We start from the raw sequence: 18,186 nt of genomic DNA on the forward strand, positions 1-18,186 counted from the left end.
GCTATCCTCTGGCCTTACATAATTAAAAGGCTATCCAAAAATATGTTTAACAAGCAAGAGTCCTACACAAAAGAAGAACTTCAAACCTCTGGACAAGGTGAGTTATTCGGTGAAAATGGCCCACCACTGCCTTCTGGCAATATGCTGATGATGGATCGCATCATAAAAATGACAGAAACCGGGGGTGCCTACGATAAAGGCTATGTCGAAGCTGAGTTAGATATTAATCCTGAGCTGTGGTTCTTCCATTGCCATTTTGTCAATGATCCCGTTATGCCAGGTTGCCTCGGCCTTGATGCTATGTGGCAGCTCGTTGGCTTCTTCCTTGGCTGGATCGGTGGTGAAGGTAAAGGCCGTGCGCTTGGGGTGGGTGAAGTTAAATTCACTGGCCAAGTGTTACCAACGGCAAAAAAAGTCACCTATCGCATTAATTTCAAGCGAATTGTTAACCGTAAGCTCATTATGGGGCTAGCTGATGGTGAAGTTTTGGTAGACGGTAAACTGATTTATACCGCAAAGGATTTGAAGGTAGGATTATTTAAGGACACCAGTGCCTTTTGACAATTTCGTATTGGCTGCGAACGCTTATTTCCAGTGCTAATCACCTCCGCTACTGTGGCGGAGGTGATTATCCTAATGAATCGAGTTATTAACCAAACTTACTTATCGTCAAGCACGGTCTTCCATCGCTTGACGCCAGCCACCCAACCAATGTGAACGCGCATCCAATGAATGATAAGGGCAATTCTCTCGCGGCCGTCCGTGAATTCCAGCTTGATAACCTCTGGAAAGTGCTCGTGCCAAACGGTCTCTTTTCTGTCTTTTCATGCCTTACTTCCTCACCTTGTTACCATGTAAATAAAACAATGATCGTTTTTCATCCACATGGTTCTAAGTGATACCCTTATATGCAGCGAAGATCAAGCAAAGATGTTCATAGAAATGTCGAATACACCATACCAATTAGACGGGAGAGGCTATCTGACTAGCGATGGATTGAGCCAACTGACGATAACCTGTTGCCAAAGTGCGTACTAATTCAGCATAACCATCTATTTTCTGTTTCAACTCAAGATTGAATGGCCGCTTAATCACGCCATTCTGATTAAATAACATCCAATATCCTTGAATCATCACCTTTCCGTCATACCGCCCGTGAAAAGCGGTTATTGTGATATCCAGTGTATCCGCATTTTTCTCCAGCAGTTGTCCGGCAACGAGTCTTTGTGGAAATGCCGCGCTTAGTTCCGTGATCAAAACCTGCTGTAATTGTTGTTCTAATGGGCTAGCCCACAAGTGATTCGAGGCATTGATATAGATCACATCCCCTGTTTGATAAACTATACCCGGTGATGCAAGGTAATCAGCAAGAGTCACTCCTTTTACCCATAATTGTCGTTTATCTTTGACACCTAATCTGCTTTCCTGTGATGTACCCGTCAAAGTCGGTAGCTGGTAATAAGTTTTTTGCGGCTGACTACTGCTGCATCCTGAAATAAACACGCTACTAACAGCAAAAACACTAACAGAAATAAAAAACGCCAATCTTAACATCAACTTTTTCATTACTTACGCGCCTTTTTGGGTTCAGGATCTTTCATCTCTTCAGCTTCAAATACCAATGCATTGCTTTTATTGTTAAGCGTCTTCAAGACAGGTTGCAATTCACGCAAGACTTGATCCAACCGTTGCATATTATCGATCAGCTTATTGTAAGCTGGAGATCCAGGTTGAATACCCTGCATACTGCGGTTTAATTCTTGCAGTGTATTTTGTATATCTTTGGGGAGCCCCTGAGTTTCTTTGCTCGCAAGGATGCGATTTAATTCATCCATTGTTTTTTGAGCTGCCTTGATGGTTTTCTGGCTTTCTTCTAATGTCCGGGTAGCTTGCACAAATACGGGCTCAATCGGCATATTATTGATTTTATCCAGTGCCATAATGACTTTTTGCTGGATTTGAGCCAACCCACCACTTACTGTTGGCAAAATATCATAACCTGCGATTTCATATGGACCTGTCCATTTTTCCTCATTGGAGTAAAAGTCCAAATCTATGAACAATGCCCCTGTCAGTAAGTTTCCTGATTTTAAAGAGGCTCTCAGGCCGCGCGCAATAATTTCCTCAAGTTCCTTATCAGTATCAAAACCACTACCAATCTCTTTCTCAAAACGCTCAGGTTCAATATGAATCAATACGGGAATACGGAAGTCATTATCAAGCCGCTGTCTAACGCCTTCAGTGTAAAAAGGCACTTTTGCCACAGTTCCCACCCGTATGCCGCGAAATTCGACTGGTGCTCCCAGTTGCAAGCCACGAACTGAATCAGAGAAGAACAACAACAAGTTTTTATGCTCTGTATAGAGTGAGTTTTGGATATTTTTCTCACTGTCATAAAGTTTGAAAGTTTCTTTTTCTTTAACCGGGTTGCCCAAATCCCAGCCTTTCGGTACATCAAAACTGACACCGCCGCCAAACAGAGTGGATAATGATGCAACCTCGACCCGTAGCCCCTGTGAGGACATGTCGAAGGCAACACCGCTGTCTTTCCAGAATCTGACACTCGTGGTCAACAATCCATCATAGGGTGCATTGACGAAAATCTGGTAGCGTATCAACCGCGATTTGGGATCAAAGGTACTGGTTTCAACCGAACCTACCCGATACCCCCGAAATAGCACCGGGTCACCGGGAGTTAACTGCCCTGCTTTTTCACTGATTAAGACCAGACGCACACCTTTTGCATCAGGAGACGCCAGCGGAGGTGAATCCAGTAATGAAAATTGATTCTCTTCACCGCCTTGATTGCCTGGCTGTAATTCAATAAATACCCCGGACAATAATGTACTCAAGCCAGAAATACCTTCACGGCCAATTTGAGGTTTAACGACCCAAAACGCAGTATCTTGGTATAATAGCCGCTCCATGCCATCATTCAGACGAGCCTTGATGATAACTTGGCCTAAGTTATCACTCAGTGACACTCGTTCAACCACACCGATATCAACACTACGGCTTTTTATTTTGGTTTTGCCTGCCTCAATGCCCTCAGCATTAGAGGTTATCAATGTCACTTCAGGCCCTTGATGACTGAAATGATAAAACAATATCCAGGCGCCAATAAGCACAGTGATAATTGGCACAATCCATACAGGTGACCAACTCTTGAGTTTACTGATTCTAGCCTGAGTCAGATCTTCTTCTTTATCCGTCACCTTACGACTCCTCATTTTTCTGTAACTCAAATTTATGATTGGCTTTGTCCCAAGTTAAGCGCGGATCAAATGTTATTGACGCAAACATCGTCAAGATAACAACCAGAGCAAACAGGACTGCTCCGGTGGCAGGATAGACACTCATAAACTGCCCCATGCGAACCAGCGCTGATAGCACCGCAATAACGAAAACATCAATCATGGACCAGCGCCCGACAAATTCGACCATTTCATAGATAAAATGCATCGTTTCAGAATCATGACTGCTCTGACTCTTCGCATCCCAGCATAGCCAACTGATAGCCAGCATTTTCAGTATAGGCACCATAATACTGGCGATGAAAATAACCATTGCAACCGGGTAAGAACCGGTGCTCCAAAGTAGAATAATGCCTTCCAGAATGGTGGAGTTAATATGGCTACTCAATGCCTGAGTCACCATAACCGGCAGCAGGTTCGCTGGAATATAAAGTATGACGGATGTTATCAATAGAGCCATAGTGTATTGAAGGCTGTGGCGACGACGGGCGTGTCCCGTAGTATGGCAGCGGGAACACTGCGGCTGCTGGGCTGGCAAGATAGCGGTACAACACTGGCACAGCCTGACACCTTGCACCAAACCCGGTTTGCCTGCCTGTAAAGGTATACACACTTCAGGCGCTGGCTCTATTTCATTCCAAAACCAGTGTCTGTCAAGACATTGAAATGCTCTGACCTGAAACAGGCAGAATAGACAATAAGGCAGGAAACTCAACCCAATACCAATGTCGCCATAAGCCATTAACTTGACAAAGCTAACCAACACTCCTGCAAGGAAGATCTCTGCCATGCACCAGGTTTTCATCTGAAACAAAATACGCGCCAGCTCAATTTTCAAGCGACGCGCCATCTTAATGTTCTGACACAAGAGAATAATGACGACCATGCAAAATGCAGGTACGAGCTGAACAAAAATCAGGAAAAACACTGCTATGCTTGAATAGTCTTCGCTAAACATCACTTTCGGGATCTGAGGCAGCGATATTTCACTGACAATACCCGCGATATTCATGCTAACAAACGGAAAGAGGCTGGCGAGGAACAGCATCAATAATGCACTCGCTGCATAGCCTGTTGGCTGATTACGTGGCTCTTTCCACTTTGCTGTCAGCAAAGTCTCACATCGTGGGCAAGCCGCTTTATTCCCTTGTTCCAAGTTAGGCACGGCCACCAGCATGTCACACTGGGGACACAAAACCAGCTTGTCATGCTGATGATTATTGGAACACAAAGTGTTTCTCCTGTAGCAAATCAACAAGGCCATACTCTTGATCTTTCAAACTGCTGCTGCGTTCACTCACCCCAGCCACATAGTGATCTATGCGCCCGGGGGATTTATTCACTTACTGCCGCGCTGCAAATTGAAATTTATTGGAAATAGGCAGCAGCCATCATCCATTTTTTATCATTTCCAGTTCCTGCCAGCGATCAAAAGCTTTTTCCAGCTTTTGCTCTTTATTTGCCAATTCATTCAGAACATTTTGTGTGATTGCGTGTGGTTGATTGAAGAATTCAGAATCACCGACCTGGGATTGCAATTGTTCTATTTCTTCCTCTAATGTTTCTAATAATGATGGTAGTTGTTCTAACTCTCGCAGTAAATGGTAACTTATCTTATTACTTGCCCGTTTAGATGTTTCTTTAGACTTTACTGCCTTCGTCTCGATACTGTTTTTTTTCTCTGAAGACTGGTGTAGGGAGATAGTCTGCGTCCGTTGTTGTTGGGCATCGTAATAACCCCCTACATAGTTATTGATTTCGCCATTGCCTTCAAAAATCCAGCATTCAGTCACGGAATTGTCAACAAATTGACGATCATGGCTAACCAAAATTACCGTGCCTGTATAGCCATCAACCAATTCTTCGAGTAATTCCAGCGTTTCAACGTCAAGGTCGTTGGTAGGTTCGTCCATGATGAGCAAGTTGCTCGGTTTCAGGAACAGACGTGCCAGCAACAATCGGTTACGTTCACCGCCAGAGAGAGCCCGCACAGGCGTCATCGCTCGCTTAGGATGGAAAAGGAAGTCCTGCAAATAACCCAGTACGTGACGGGAACGTCCATTCACCATCACTTCCTGCTTGCCTTCTGCAAGGTTATCCATGACCGTTTTGTCCGGGTCTAATGCGGCACGATGCTGATCAAAGTAAGCCACTTCAAGTTTTGTTCCACAGTGAATGCGCCCACTCTCTGACGACAAATCTCCCAGCATCAGTTTCAATAATGTCGTTTTGCCACAACCATTTGGCCCAACTAAAGCAATTTTATCGCCACGCTGAACTTGCGCCGAGAAATTCTTGACCAATGTTTTATCACCAATCTGGTAATTCACATTTTCCATTTCAAACACGATTTTACCGGAACGTGTCGCTTCTTCGACCTGCATTTTCGCCGTACCCATAACATTACGGCGATCGGAACGCTCTACACGCAACGCTTTCAACGCCCTGACCCGCCCTTCGTTACGGGTACGTCGTGCTTTAATACCCTGACGGATCCAGACTTCTTCCTGAGCCAGCTTTTTATCAAATTCGGCATTTTGTAGTTCTTCAACCCGCAATGCCTCTTCCTTACTTTCAAGGTATTTATCGTAATTTCCTGGCCATGAAGTCAGTTTCCCGCGATCTAAATCAATGATGCGCGTTGCCATACTGCGAATGAATGAGCGGTCATGGGAAATAAAAACAAGGCTTCCGTTGAAGTCTTTCAGAAAATTTTCCAACCACTCAATCGTATCAATATCAAGGTGGTTTGTTGGTTCATCAAGAAACAGAACTCTAGGCGAACTGACTAACGCCCTTCCCAATGCAGCCTTGCGCAGCCAGCCTCCGGAAAGTGAGGACAATTTTGCTTCTGCTGGCAGAGAAAGTTGTTTCAAGACATCACTGATCCGGCTATCCAGTAACCAAAGCCCCTGAATATCCAGCACTTCCTGCAATTCTGCTAGCCGATTGAGGTTCTTGTCGCTAGGATCAGTTTCCACCAGACGGGAAGCATGATGAAATGCCTTGATGCAATCCGCCTGTTCCTTTACCCCTTCCGACACAAAATCAAATACCGTGCCTTCCACATCACGGGGTGGGTCCTGCTGTAAACGGGCAACAATCAAATCCTGCTCATAAATAACCTGGCCATCATCCAATGGCTGCTCTTTTGCCAGTACGCGCAACAAGGTTGATTTCCCTGCTCCATTGCGACCAACCAGACACACTCTTTCGTTTTCTTCTATATGCAGTTCAGTATCATTCAACAGTGGCGCATCACTGAATGATAACCAGGCACCGGAGAGATTAATCAATGACATAATATTATTTTTCCTCGCCAGCGTGACGCAGTAGCCAGCAGTTATGAATCTGGCGGTTACGGGCAAAATCCTGAGATACCGTTTTCTCTGTGATTTCTTCCGCAACCAGCCCTAATTTCTCAAGTTCGGCAAAGTCCATTTTGAAACCTCGCTTATTGTTGGAGAACATCAGGGTTCCACCACGACGAAGCAAGCACTTAAGCTGTTTCATCAATGTAATGTGATCACGCTGAACATCGAATGAGTCTTCCATTCGCTTAGAGTTAGAAAATGTCGGAGGATCGATAAAGATCAAATCGAATTGCTCGCGACTTTGCGCCAGCCATCCCAAACAATCAGCCTGAATCAAACGATGCTGGCGTCCAGACAAGCCATTAGCCTGTAGATTCTTCTCTGCCCATTCAAGATAAGTACGGGACATATCCACCGTGGTCGTAGACCTCGCACCGCCTAATCCAGCATGCACCGTTGCTGAACCGGTATAGGCAAACAGGTTAAGGAAATCTTTCCCTTGGCTCATTTCACCCAATTTTCTGCGGGCAATACGATGATCAAGAAACAGACCGGTATCCAGATAATCCGTCAAGTTGACCCAGAATTTTGCACCATATTCGTTCACCAAAAAGAATTCTTTCTTTTCGGCCATTTTTTCATATTGATTTTTGCCTGTTTGACGCTGGCGGGTTTTCAGGATCAGTTGATTAGATGATAATTCGAGCACATTCATGGTTGCACTGATCACATCGAATAAGCGTTGGCGGGCTTTGTTGGCATCTACGGTTTTAGGCGGCGCGTATTCCTGAACGACGACTTTGTCTGCATAACGATCAACCGCAACGTTGTATTCAGGTAAATCCGCATCATATAAACGATAACAGTCAATGCCCTGCTGCTTCGCCCACTTACTGAGTTTCTTCTCATTTTTGCGCAAACGGTTAGCATAATCATCTGCAATACCGGCATCCAGTGATTGCGGTTTGTCCGAAAGTTGATAATTTTTCTGGACACAATCCAGCGGGCCATTTTTAGCCTTAAACTCGCGTTCAGCGCGCAATTGCAAGCAGCTCAACAACTCTGGCGAAGCACTGAATAATGAGAGACGCCAGCCTGGGAAGCGGCTTTTCATTATTCGTCCAAATATGCTGTACAAGGCAACCAGTGCTGGCTCACTTTCAAGACGTTCGCCATAAGGCGGGTTGCTCAGTATTGTTCCCACAACGCCCTCCGGCAGCGAATTTTCCAGCTTACTCGCATCCCCTTGTTGGAACTGGATTAATTGGGCAACGCCTGCTCTGCGGGCATTTGAGCGAGCCATATCCATGACCCGACGATCAATATCCGAACCAAAAAAGCGAGAAGTCGTTTCCTGTAGCCCTTTACGGAAACGTACCTGCGCTTCAGCCATTATTTCACGCCAGATTTCTTGATCGAATTTCAGCCATGATGTAAACCCCCAATGTTGACGGTGCAAACCCGGAGCACCATCTGCTGCCATCATTGCCGCTTCTATCAACAATGTTCCTGAACCACACATCGGATCAATCAGCGGCGTTCCCGCTTTCCAGCCAGAGCGCAAAACAACCGCCGCAGCAAGTGTTTCTTTCAGCGGAGCTTGACCAGCCAAATCACGGTAGCCACGGATATGCAACCCTTCTCCACTCAAATCAAGCGACAGTGTCGCTTTTTCTTTGTTCAGAAAAACATCAATGCGAATATCCGGCTGTTGTTTGGCAACATCAGGACGTTGATTTACTTTACGTACAAAGCTATCAACAATGGCGTCTTTCACTCTCAGTGCGCCATATTGTGTGTTTCTGATTTCCTCATTCGTGCCATTGAAATGCACTGAGAATGTGCTATCGACTGAAAAAATCTCGCTCCAGTCAATAGATTGAACCCCAAGATAGAGATCCAAATCGCTATAAACATTGAATTCGTTAAGCGGCATCAGGATACGTGATGCCAGCCTGCTCCAGAGCAAGCTTTTATACATCACTCGATCATCACCTTGAAAATGAACCCCACCTTGGGCAATCTTGCAGGATTGCGCTCCCAGCATTTCCAATTCGTTTTTTAATAATTCTTCCAGCCCACGTGCCGTGCTGGCAAAGAGAGAGTTCATGTTATTTTTCACCACAGAAAGTCCACCACCAAAAAAAATTGCTGCACATTATAGCTAATACCAGCCACATGTCATAAAGTTGCACACCTTATCAAAAAATAAAAAATATTTTTGGAGATACTGGATGATAACTCTGTCACGTCTCTATACTTACCCAGTGAAATCAATGCGTGGGTTGCAGCTCTCACACTCTCTTACCGGTGAAAGTGGCTTGATGTTTGATCGCAACTTCATGGTTACCACAACAGACGGCACCTTCATGACTGCTCGCCAGTATCCCCAATTGGTACTATTTACCCCTTTCATGCTCAACAACGGTATTTACTTGCGAGCGCCTAATGGGGAAAGTGCAACGGTACTCTACAGCGATTTTAAAGAAGAACGCCATCCTACTGAGGTTTGGGGTGATCATTTTACTGCGTTGATCGCTCCCGATGAGGTGAATACCTGGCTGAGTGGCTTTTTTGATACATCTGTGCAACTTCGCTGGCTCAGTGAAGAATTAACCCGACGAGTGAAGACATTCCCTGATATCTCATTGTCATTTGCTGATGGTCTTCCCTATTTAATTATTAATGAAGCTTCTTTTCATGCGTTGCAGCAACGCTGTCCCGCCAGTATCAAAATAGAACAATTCCGTGCCAATATTGTCGTGACAGGCGCGGCACCTTTCGAAGAAGATAGCTGGCAGACTATCCAGATCGGCGATATTATTTTTGACCTGCCAAGACCATGTAAACGCTGTATTTTGACTACGGTAAGTCCTGAAAAAGGTCGTAAAAATCCGAAAAGCGAACCACTGGCCACATTGCAATCATTCAGAACTGCCAAAGAGAATGGCGCAGTTGATTTTGGACAGAATGCCATTGCCCGCAATAGTGGGATTATTCGCGTAGGTGATAACGTTACTATTTTAGAAAAGAAAATACCTCGTGAATATGGCAGCGGTGAGCAAGCAAAAGATTTGAATATACAGAAAGCCGCTGAGCAAGCTATTTCAATTGAATTCAATGGTCAGCGTTTTACTGGAAATAATCAGCAAATTATTTTAGAACAGTTGGAAAAACAAGGTATTAAAATCCCCTATTCATGCCGCGCGGGAATTTGTGGTTCCTGTAAAATATCTCTGATTGAAGGTAATGTGTCACCATTAAAATCGACCGCTATCAAAGATAATGGGAAAATTCTGGCGTGTAGCTGTATTCCCCAAAATGATTTGGTTATTGAATTAAACTAAATATAAATAATATATATTATTTATATTTACATAGCTAATCAGGCTGTATGGATAAAAACATCGGCCTGATTTTTTATATCCAATAGTACTGGCATTCAGCTATACCGATCGTTTCAACGTGGACTGTCATTGAAAAATCTAAGACAGGAAAAATATTTTAAGATCAAAGACTCAATTTAGACAAAAAATGTTCTGAATGTTACTGTTGAGTGGTGATAAATGACAAGTGATATTAACAAAATGGCTTAATATATTAAATCGCTCTGCCATATATCGTTTCTCGAGTGGGTTCAGTATAAAGCATTAAACGGTCATTCATTATCTTAATTGGATCACAGAAATTCATCACTCGATCACTAAGTTCTAATTTTTGTTGTGCTAATAAACACAAGCTGGCGCTATCACTGACTTCTGCCACCATGAATAGCACTTCAGTACCGCAATCCTGTAAACGAACTTGAACAATTTCCCCCTGTTCCGGTTTTGTCATTACAGAGAAACTGGAGAAATACCAGCTTTTTGGCATTTGTGGTTTCATAAAACGAAATGCAACCACGCCATTCAGTGCTAATTCAGCTCGGAGTTCTGATGCAATATTAATACAACGGAAATGTTCTTCGAAAGCATAATAAAGTGCTGCATCATCGACAGAAAAAGGCATTTCTTCCATTGTTATTGCATAATCAGTCAGCATTTTGGCAGGGAAACGGGAACGAAAAACCATACCATTAGCGAGATCGAGCATGACACGACTGTGCTCGGAATCAAAGTACCAGCGCCACTGATCATCAGGTCTAATTTTCATTGATTACCCTTTTATGCTCAAAATAGCTTGTTTGGTTCAAAATAAATAACACTACCATAGTGGAAAACCAGAAAAAATGATAAAAAAATTAATCTATCAGACAAAATATAGACGAGTTGAGGGTAGAAATAAACCCCCAACTCCGAATTGCGGCAAATATTCAGATATGATTAACAATATCTTTGATTAGTTTTGGCCCTTTATAGATAAAACCAGAAAATATCTGAATCAAAGAAGAGCCTGCTTCCATTTTTTCTCTAGCCGCAACTAGGGAATCAATTCCCCCAACACCAATAATGGGTATTTTACCTTTTAATTCTTGAGAAAGGCATCGAATTATTTCTGTACTGCGCAGTTGCACAGGACGACCACTTAATCCACCAGCCTGTTGACAGTGATTCAGCCCTTCAATGAGCTTTCTGTCCAGTGTGGTATTAGTAGCAATAACGCCATCAATACGATGGCGCATTAAACTGTCTGCAACTTGTATTAATTCTTCTTCTGCCAGATCTGGTGCAATTTTCACAGCAATCGGAACATATTTTTGGAATTTCTGCTGAAGTTCACTTTGCTTATTCTTAATCGCAGATAAGAGATCATCCAGCGCTTCACCATACTGTAGCGTTCTCAAACCTGGAGTATTGGGTGACGAAATGTTAATCGTAATATAACCTGCGTGAGGATAAATTTTATCCATACAAATTAAATAATCGTCTTTACCATTCTCTACTGGGGTATCTTTATTTTTGCCAATATTGATCCCAATAATCCCATCGTATTTTGCCCGTTTGACATTCTCAACCAAATTATCAACACCAAGGTTATTAAAACCCATTCGATTGATGATGCCTTCCGCTTCAACAACACGGAACAATCTTGGCTTGTCATTTCCAACCTGTGGACGCGGTGTTACCGTTCCGATTTCCACAAAACCAAAACCCATTGCACCAAATGCGTCAATGCAATCACCGTTTTTATCAAGGCCTGCGGCCAAGCCAAGAGGATTTTTGAAAGATAAGCCCATGCAAGTGACGGGTTTAGTGGCAACTGACTGGCGGATAAGAAATTCGAAAGGAGTACCGGTAACAAGTTTGAGCTGGCGGAAAGTAAGCTCGTGTGCCTGTTCGGGATCAAGCTGGAACAATGCCTTCCGTAGTAGCGAATAATACATGCAATCTCCTGCGGGCGTAATGACAGGTCGGGGCGACTGTGAAATAAGCGCCGAGCATCTTAAAGAGATCCTGTCAAAATGTAAATGTGCGGGAAGATATTTTTCAACTTGCTGGCTGCTGGCAAACATCCTCCGGCCAACGCCGGAGGAAAAACGACAACTCAGTTCTCAAGCGCCTTGGTGATTTTTTCAAATAAATCACCAGACAAGTTTTCTAACACTTTCAACTGCTCCAGAGTAGCACGCATCAAAGACTGGCGTGCCTCATCGTAACGTTTCCAACGAATCAACGGTTCAATCAAACGTGACGCAACTTGCGGGTTCCGGCTGTTCAATTCAGTCAAAATTTCTTGCAGGAATTGATAACCACGGCCATCTTCAGCATGAAAGGCTACAAGGTTATTAGCGAAAAACGTTCTCAGCAACGAATAAACCCGGTTTGGATTACTCAAACTGAAAGAACGGTTGTTCATCAAGCTACGTACTTTATCAAGTGCATCGAAAGCGGGATTAGTCGCCTGTAGGGCAAACCATTTATCCATGACCAGGCCATCCTGATGCCAGCGTTGCTCAAACTCATCCATCAATTGGTAACTGCAAGGCAACTCAGCAGACATAGCGGCAGACAGCGCTGCGACGGTATCGGTCATATTATCAGCTTGATAATATTGTGCCGCCACTAATTCATCCACCTGTTCCTTGTCATCAATGAAGGCCAGATAATAGAGGCAGGTATTGCGTAAAGCCCGCTTCGCAATATCTTGATGATCAACTCGGTATGCACCTGTGTGAATACTGTGGTAAACCGCAGTGAATTCATCCGCCATTTCGTTGGCCAATCCACGCGTTATTGCATGAAGCACATCATGAATAGCTTTCGGATCAATCACCGTGAACAATTCTGCCATTTCATTTTCAGACGGCAAGGTCAAGATTTGTGCTGCCAATGCCGGATCAATATCTTGATTCAATAATACTGCTCGGAAAGCATCAATCACATGTATTGGCAATTCCAATGGCTGGGATTGTTGATAACGGGCAACATTCAGTTTCACATAATTAGCCAGCAGTGACTGTGCTGCATCCCAGCGGGAGAATTCATTACGCGCATGTTTCATCAAAAATGCCAGTTGTGTATCACTGTATGGGTAATCCAATTTCACTGGCGCAGAGAATTCACGTAATAAAGAAGGAACAGGCAATGATGGCACATCATCAAACACAAACGTCTGTTCTGCATTGATGATATTCAAAACATGATGTATTGGCTGACCATCACGGCGTAATGGGATCACACTGCCGTGCTCATCATAAAGCTCAATGTCCAGAGGGATATGCAGCGGCTGTTTCTCTTTCTGGTCGGACGTTGGCGGTGTCATCTGGCTGACATGCAGCGTGTACTGCTGTTTTTCTGCATCATACTCATCACGAACGGTCAGTATCGGTGTCCCAGACTGGCTGTACCAACGGCGGAATAGCGTCAAATCGACGTTTGAAGCATCTTCCATTGCCTGAACAAAATCATCACAGGTTGCTGCACTGCCATCATGACGGTGTACATAAAGCTGCATCCCCGCCTGAAATTGTTCTTCTCCCAACAGCGTGTGAATCATCCGAATCACTTCCGAGCCTTTTTCATAGACGGTCAGCGTATAGAAATTATTCATTTCCATCACTTGGTCAGGACGGATCGGGTGGGCCATCGGGCTGGCATCTTCGGCAAATTGAGCCGCACGCATGACACGCACGTTATTGATACGGTTGAAAGACCGTGAACCCAAGTCAGAACTGAATTCTTGATCACGGAATACCGTCAGCCCTTCTTTCAGGCTCAACTGGAACCAGTCACGACACGTGATCCTATTTCCTGTCCAGTTATGGAAGTATTCATGGCCAATCACGGCTTCAATGCCAAGATAATCTTTGTCTGTCGCGGTTTCGGTTTTTGCCAGAACATACTTGGAGTTAAAAACGTTCAGCCCCTTGTTTTCCATCGCGCCCATATTGAAGAAATCAACGGCTACGATCATGAAAATATCAAGGTCATATTCTAAACCAAAGCGAGTTTCATCCCACTTCATCGAATTTTTCAGCGATGTCATGGCCCAATCGGTGCGATCCAAATTACCTCGGTCAACAAACAACTCCAACGCGACTTCGCGGCCACTGCGGGTAACAAAAGTATCACGCAGGACATCGAAATCTCCCGCAACCAAGGCAAACAGATAGGCGGGTTTTGGGAATGGATCTTGCCACTTCACCCAGTGGCGGCCATCACTCAGTTCTCCCTGTTCAATGCGGTTACCATTGGACAGTAGGTATGGATATTTGGATGTATCTGCTGCAATACGGGTAGTAAAACGAGCCAGAACATCCGGCCGATCCAGATAATAAGTGATATTGCGGAAACCTTCTGCCTCACACTGAGTACATAGAGCATCGCCAGATATATACAGCCCTTCAAGCGCCGTGTTTGCTGATGGATAAATTTCATTCACAATTGTCAGGGTGAACTGGGCTGGCAACTGCTCAATGAATAATTTGCCATCCTGCTCGTGATAATGTTCCCACGCTTTATCGTCAATATGAATGCTTTTCAGCGTGAGATTGTCTCCATCCAAAATCAATGGCGTAGTATTATGGTTCAGACGTTTTACTTGACTGATTGCCGTCACAGTTGTTTTATCGGCATGCAGATCAAAATCGAGATCAATGTCCGTAATCGTGTAATCTGGTGCTTGATAATCCAGACGATGTTTAACGAGTCGCTGTTGTGTCATAGGGAACCTTTTTCATTACTTTTAACCGACATATTTAATAACATCTGTATAACTTCAGTCATAAGATGCCAAGCATACTTCGTTTCCATAGAAACTTTCTAATCTCTAACGCTGCCATAGAGATCCCATCCTTTCAATCATGAAATCTCTTTTTTCGGATGTTACTCAATTATTAAATAAAGGTGTAAATGATGTAAGCAGGATATTAGTGCTTTCGTGCGAATTGTCATCTCATATCTCATGTAACATGATATTATCTGCAAATGGATTAACCTTAATCGTTACTGTCTGGAAAAATATATACGGTTATGTGGCTTTAATAACAAAATAATCACGGTATACTCTTCCGACTTTATCGATTTAGCAGACACGAATATGCTCCGCGAGGATGCCTAACGCGCCATGACTTTAGACGCTACCCCGATTATCAAATCACTGCTTGATACTGATGCCTATAAATTTCATATGCAGCAAGCAGTGTACCACCATTACAGGCATATTCCTGTCGTTGCGGAATTTCGCTGCCGTGGTGATGAACTGCTCGGCGAATATGCCGAGACGTTACGCCATCAGATTGACATGATGGCTGATCTAACACTGACAGAACGTGAAGCTAATTATCTTGCCAGCCTTCCGTTCTTTAAAGAGGATTACCTGAACTGGTTCAAATCATTCCGTTTTAATCCTGAACAAGTCAAAATATCCGTTACCGATGAAGGGCAACTAGCTATCCGTATCTCAGGCTTATGGCATGAGGTTATCCTGTGGGAAGTCCCTTTATTGGCACTGATTAGCGAACTGGTTCATCGCCACCGTTCTCCGGAAATAAAACCGGAAGTGGCCGTCAGCCAGCTCAGGAAACTGATTGAGCTATTCCATCAAGACGCGGCGGAAAAAAATATCGATCTGGCCGGTTTCAAACTGATGGATTTCGGCACCCGCCGTCGTTTTTCACACGAAGTACAGTATGCCATCGTCAATGAGCTGAAAAACAATTTCCCTTATCTGATCGGAACCAGTAATTACCAACTGGCAGAACAGCTTAGTCTGACTCCTCTTGGTACACAGGCTCATGAATGGTTTCAAGCTCATCAGCAGATTAGCCCGGAGCTTGCTAACAGCCAGCGAGCAGCATTGCAAACTTGGCTGAATGAATATCCAGCTCAGCTGGGCATTGCCCTGACAGATTGCATTACCATGGATGCTTTCCTGCGGGATTTTGACAAACCCTTTGCTACCGCCTACCAAGGCCTGCGCCATGACTCCGGTGATCCTATCGAATGGGGTGAAAAAGCGATTGCCCACTACCAATCACTGGGTATCGACCCAATGACGAAAACACTGGTATTTTCGGACAGTCTGGACTTGCAGAAATCCTTGAACCTGTATCGCCGTTTCCACAAGAGAATCAACGTCATGTTTGGCATTGGCACTCGGCTGACCTGCAATATTCCGGGGGTAAAACCACTGAATATCGTTATCAAACTTGTGGAATGCAACGGCAAACCAGTGGCAAAACTTTCGGACAGCCCCGGAAAAACCATCTGTGAAGATGATGAGTTTGTCGATAGGTTACGTAGAGCGTTTGACATTCCCTACATAGAAAAAGCGGTATAATCTTCGCTAATTGTCCCTTGCTTAACCAGTTCCATGCTGGTTAAGCAAGTAAAAAGCCGCTTTTCCCTGTGTTTCCCCGTTTAGACTCAAAATTTCTGCTTGTTTCCTGAGAGATGGCAAGTAAGATAGACGATCTGCTCCTGATGGGGCATTTACGGTAAATCTATCTAACTATCTAATTCACTATATAAAGAAGAGAGAAATTTATGAGCGTTGCGCCTGTAGTCGATGTACTGCAAGGCCGCGTCCCGGTTGACAGCGAAGTCACCGTCCGCGGTTGGGTACGTACAAGGAGAGATTCTAAAGCTGGTATCTCGTTCCTCGCCGTCTATGACGGTTCCTGCTTTAATCCAGTACAGGCCGTCGTTAATAGTAATTTACCTAATTATCAGGATGAAGTTCTGCATTTAACCACTGGCTGTTCTGTGGAAATCACCGGTACAGTCGTGGCATCACAAGGCAAAGGCCAAAGCTTTGAACTGCAAGCCACCAACGTGGTTGTAGTCGGCATGATAGACGATCCTGATACTTACCCAATGGCGGCCAAACGCCACAGTATCGAATATCTGCGTGAAGTCGCACACTTGCGCCCACGTACAAACCTGATTGGTGCGGTTGCTCGCGTTCGCCATACACTGTCACAAGCCCTGCACCGTTTTTTCCATGAGAAAGGCTTTTTCTGGGTCTCTTCCCCGCTGATTACCGCATCGGATACCGAAGGCGCTGGCGAGATGTTCCGCGTTTCTACATTGGATCTGCAAAACCTGCCACGTACCGATAAAGGCGACGTGGATTTCAGCAAAGATTTCTTCGGACGTGAAGCCTTCCTGACCGTATCGGGTCAGTTGAACGGCGAAGCTTACGCCTGTGCATTAAGCAAAATCTATACCTTCGGCCCGACTTTCCGTGCTGAAAACTCCAATACCAGCCGTCACTTGGCAGAATTCTGGATGCTTGAGCCAGAAGTGGCTTTTGCCGATCTGAACGACATCGCCAGTCTTGCCGAAGAGATGCTGAAATATGTCTTCAAAGCAGCATTGGAAGAGCGTGCGGATGATTTAGCATTCTTTGCAGAACGCGTTGACAGTGAAGTTGTCAGCCGTTTAGAGAAATTTGTTGATTCCGATTTCATTCAATTGGATTACACCGATGCCATTGAAATTCTGGAAAATTGTGGACAGGAATTCGAGAACCCTGTTTTCTGGGGCGTTGATCTGTCATCAGAACATGAACGTTATCTGGCGGAGAAACATTTCGAAGCACCAGTGATCATGAAAAACTATCCAAAAGATATCAAAGCCTTCTATATGCGAGTGAATGAAGATGGCAAAACGGTTGCAGCCATGGACGTTCTGGCACCGGGCATCGGGGAAATCATCGGTGGTGCTCAGCGTGAAGAGCGTTTGGATATGCTGGATCAGCGTATGGAAGAAATGGGGCTGAATAAAGAAGATTACTGGTGGTATCGTGATCTACGCCGTTACGGCACCGTTCCTCATGCGGGTTTTGGTTTAGGTTTCGAGCGTCTGGTCGCTTATGTGACTGGCGTGTCCAACGTGCGTGATGTTATTCCATTCCCACGGACACCAAGAAACGCAAGTTTCTAATGAATCAGCTCAATAATTGGGCAAAAATTAATCCATTGAAAAGCCAACGAAAGTTGGCTTTTTTCATTTTATGGTTCAAACCATACGAAAAAAGTTCCCTAAAATTTACATTTTGAAATATCTATTTACAAATTGTTACCAATTATTCGATTTTGTAGCATTTTGAGGGTAGATAAAATTCATTACCAATGGAACACTGGTCGCCGACTAATAAGACACTCAATGTCCATAAATAGTTCCAAAAATTTTTAGTGTTCTATTTCTGGTAGTGGCCGGTGTCAACATAACACC

Annotated in this window: 14 protein-coding genes; 5 read left to right on the forward strand and 9 right to left on the reverse strand. The window is 44.3% G+C overall.

The features are described 5' to 3' along the window. The first annotated feature begins 42 nt into the window (after positions 1-42). Positions 43-561 carry a bifunctional 3-hydroxydecanoyl-ACP dehydratase/trans-2-decenoyl-ACP isomerase gene (gene fabA, locus PSI22_RS08360; RefSeq protein WP_038249749.1) on the forward strand — a complete coding sequence of 173 codons (519 nt, stop codon included), beginning with the start codon at positions 43-45 and terminating at the stop codon, positions 559-561. Between the two features lie 108 nt (positions 562-669). Here fabA and rmf read toward each other — a convergent pair whose 3' ends face one another. The 6 genes from rmf to rlmKL all read right to left on the reverse strand — a co-directional run bounded on the left by rmf (position 670) and on the right by rlmKL (position 8,678). Continuing rightward, on the reverse strand, positions 670-828 hold the full coding sequence (rmf, locus tag PSI22_RS08365; protein WP_012987356.1) for a ribosome modulation factor: 159 nt from the start codon (positions 826-828) through the stop codon (positions 670-672). A gap of 135 nt (positions 829-963) precedes the next feature. Next, positions 964-1,566, reverse strand: a complete 603-nt coding sequence (gene pqiC, locus PSI22_RS08370; RefSeq protein WP_273579355.1) for a membrane integrity-associated transporter subunit PqiC — start codon at positions 1,564-1,566, stop codon at positions 964-966. Beyond that, positions 1,566-3,230 (reverse strand): intermembrane transport protein PqiB, encoded by a 1,665-nt coding sequence (gene pqiB, locus PSI22_RS08375; protein ID WP_273579356.1) that lies wholly within the window; start codon positions 3,228-3,230, stop codon positions 1,566-1,568. Before pqiB ends, pqiC begins: the two co-directional genes overlap by 1 nt. Beyond that, a complete protein-coding gene (gene pqiA / locus PSI22_RS08380) occupies positions 3,217-4,485 on the reverse strand; it encodes a membrane integrity-associated transporter subunit PqiA (RefSeq protein WP_370689013.1) in 1,269 nt (422 codons plus the stop codon). The genes pqiB and pqiA overlap by 14 nt, the downstream gene beginning before the upstream one ends. 160 nt (positions 4,486-4,645) lie before the next feature. Next, positions 4,646-6,556, reverse strand: a complete 1,911-nt coding sequence (locus tag PSI22_RS08385; RefSeq protein WP_273579358.1) for an ABC transporter ATP-binding protein — start codon at positions 6,554-6,556, stop codon at positions 4,646-4,648. Between the two features lie 4 nt (positions 6,557-6,560). Next, positions 6,561-8,678 (reverse strand): bifunctional 23S rRNA (guanine(2069)-N(7))-methyltransferase RlmK/23S rRNA (guanine(2445)-N(2))-methyltransferase RlmL, encoded by a 2,118-nt coding sequence (rlmKL, locus tag PSI22_RS08390; RefSeq protein ID WP_273579359.1) that lies wholly within the window; start codon positions 8,676-8,678, stop codon positions 6,561-6,563. Positions 8,679-8,802: 124 nt separating this feature from the next. On the opposite strand from rlmKL, the gene PSI22_RS08395 reads away from it, so the two are divergent. Beyond that, positions 8,803-9,915, forward strand: a complete 1,113-nt coding sequence (locus PSI22_RS08395; RefSeq protein WP_273579360.1) for a YcbX family protein — start codon at positions 8,803-8,805, stop codon at positions 9,913-9,915. Positions 9,916-10,168: 253 nt separating this feature from the next. On the opposite strand, the gene PSI22_RS08400 is transcribed toward PSI22_RS08395, so the two are convergent. Then, positions 10,169-10,720: a cell division protein ZapC gene (locus tag PSI22_RS08400; protein WP_273579361.1), complete on the reverse strand. Its 552-nt coding sequence runs from the start codon at positions 10,718-10,720 to the stop codon at positions 10,169-10,171. Between the two features lie 160 nt (positions 10,721-10,880). Next, positions 10,881-11,891 carry a quinone-dependent dihydroorotate dehydrogenase gene (pyrD, locus tag PSI22_RS08405; protein WP_273579362.1) on the reverse strand — a complete coding sequence of 337 codons (1,011 nt, stop codon included), beginning with the start codon at positions 11,889-11,891 and terminating at the stop codon, positions 10,881-10,883. Between pyrD and PSI22_RS08410 the strand changes: the two genes are divergently transcribed. Next, positions 11,890-12,075 (forward strand): hypothetical protein, encoded by a 186-nt coding sequence (locus tag PSI22_RS08410; RefSeq protein WP_273579363.1) that lies wholly within the window; start codon positions 11,890-11,892, stop codon positions 12,073-12,075. The two genes, pyrD and PSI22_RS08410, sit on opposite strands and share 2 nt — an antisense overlap. Here the strand turns inward: PSI22_RS08410 and pepN are convergent. After that, positions 12,053-14,671, reverse strand: a complete 2,619-nt coding sequence (gene pepN / locus PSI22_RS08415; protein ID WP_273579364.1) for an aminopeptidase N — start codon at positions 14,669-14,671, stop codon at positions 12,053-12,055. The genes PSI22_RS08410 and pepN overlap by 23 nt on opposite strands. A 402-nt stretch (positions 14,672-15,073) precedes the next feature. Between pepN and pncB the strand changes: the two genes are divergently transcribed. Continuing rightward, positions 15,074-16,288: a nicotinate phosphoribosyltransferase gene (gene pncB / locus PSI22_RS08420; RefSeq protein WP_273579365.1), complete on the forward strand. Its 1,215-nt coding sequence runs from the start codon at positions 15,074-15,076 to the stop codon at positions 16,286-16,288. A 206-nt stretch (positions 16,289-16,494) separates the two neighbouring features. Continuing rightward, on the forward strand, positions 16,495-17,895 hold the full coding sequence (gene asnS, locus PSI22_RS08425; RefSeq protein WP_038249729.1) for an asparagine--tRNA ligase: 1,401 nt from the start codon (positions 16,495-16,497) through the stop codon (positions 17,893-17,895). Positions 17,896-18,186: the final 291 nt, after the last annotated feature.

This window comes from Xenorhabdus aichiensis (assembly GCF_028598775.1).
Classification (GTDB): Bacteria; Pseudomonadota; Gammaproteobacteria; order Enterobacterales; family Enterobacteriaceae; genus Xenorhabdus; species Xenorhabdus bovienii.

Coding starts and splice junctions, on each gene's coding strand:
- asnS (WP_038249729.1), top strand. CDS start 16,495: ATGAGCGTTGCGCCTGTAGTCGATGTACTGCAAGGCCGCGTCCCGGTT.
- PSI22_RS08400 (WP_273579361.1), bottom strand. CDS start 10,720: ATGAAAATTAGACCTGATGATCAGTGGCGCTGGTACTTTGATTCCGAG.
- pepN (WP_273579364.1), bottom strand. CDS start 14,671: ATGACACAACAGCGACTCGTTAAACATCGTCTGGATTATCAAGCACCA.
- rmf (WP_012987356.1), bottom strand. CDS start 828: ATGAAAAGACAGAAAAGAGACCGTTTGGCACGAGCACTTTCCAGAGGT.
- PSI22_RS08410 (WP_273579363.1), top strand. CDS start 11,890: ATGCAATCTCCTGCGGGCGTAATGACAGGTCGGGGCGACTGTGAAATA.
- PSI22_RS08395 (WP_273579360.1), top strand. CDS start 8,803: ATGATAACTCTGTCACGTCTCTATACTTACCCAGTGAAATCAATGCGT.
- pqiB (WP_273579356.1), bottom strand. CDS start 3,230: ATGAGGAGTCGTAAGGTGACGGATAAAGAAGAAGATCTGACTCAGGCT.
- pqiC (WP_273579355.1), bottom strand. CDS start 1,566: ATGAAAAAGTTGATGTTAAGATTGGCGTTTTTTATTTCTGTTAGTGTT.
- pncB (WP_273579365.1), top strand. CDS start 15,074: ATGACTTTAGACGCTACCCCGATTATCAAATCACTGCTTGATACTGAT.
- pyrD (WP_273579362.1), bottom strand. CDS start 11,891: ATGTATTATTCGCTACTACGGAAGGCATTGTTCCAGCTTGATCCCGAA.
- PSI22_RS08385 (WP_273579358.1), bottom strand. CDS start 6,556: ATGTCATTGATTAATCTCTCCGGTGCCTGGTTATCATTCAGTGATGCG.
- rlmKL (WP_273579359.1), bottom strand. CDS start 8,678: ATGAACTCTCTCTTTGCCAGCACGGCACGTGGGCTGGAAGAATTATTA.
- fabA (WP_038249749.1), top strand. CDS start 43: ATGTTTAACAAGCAAGAGTCCTACACAAAAGAAGAACTTCAAACCTCT.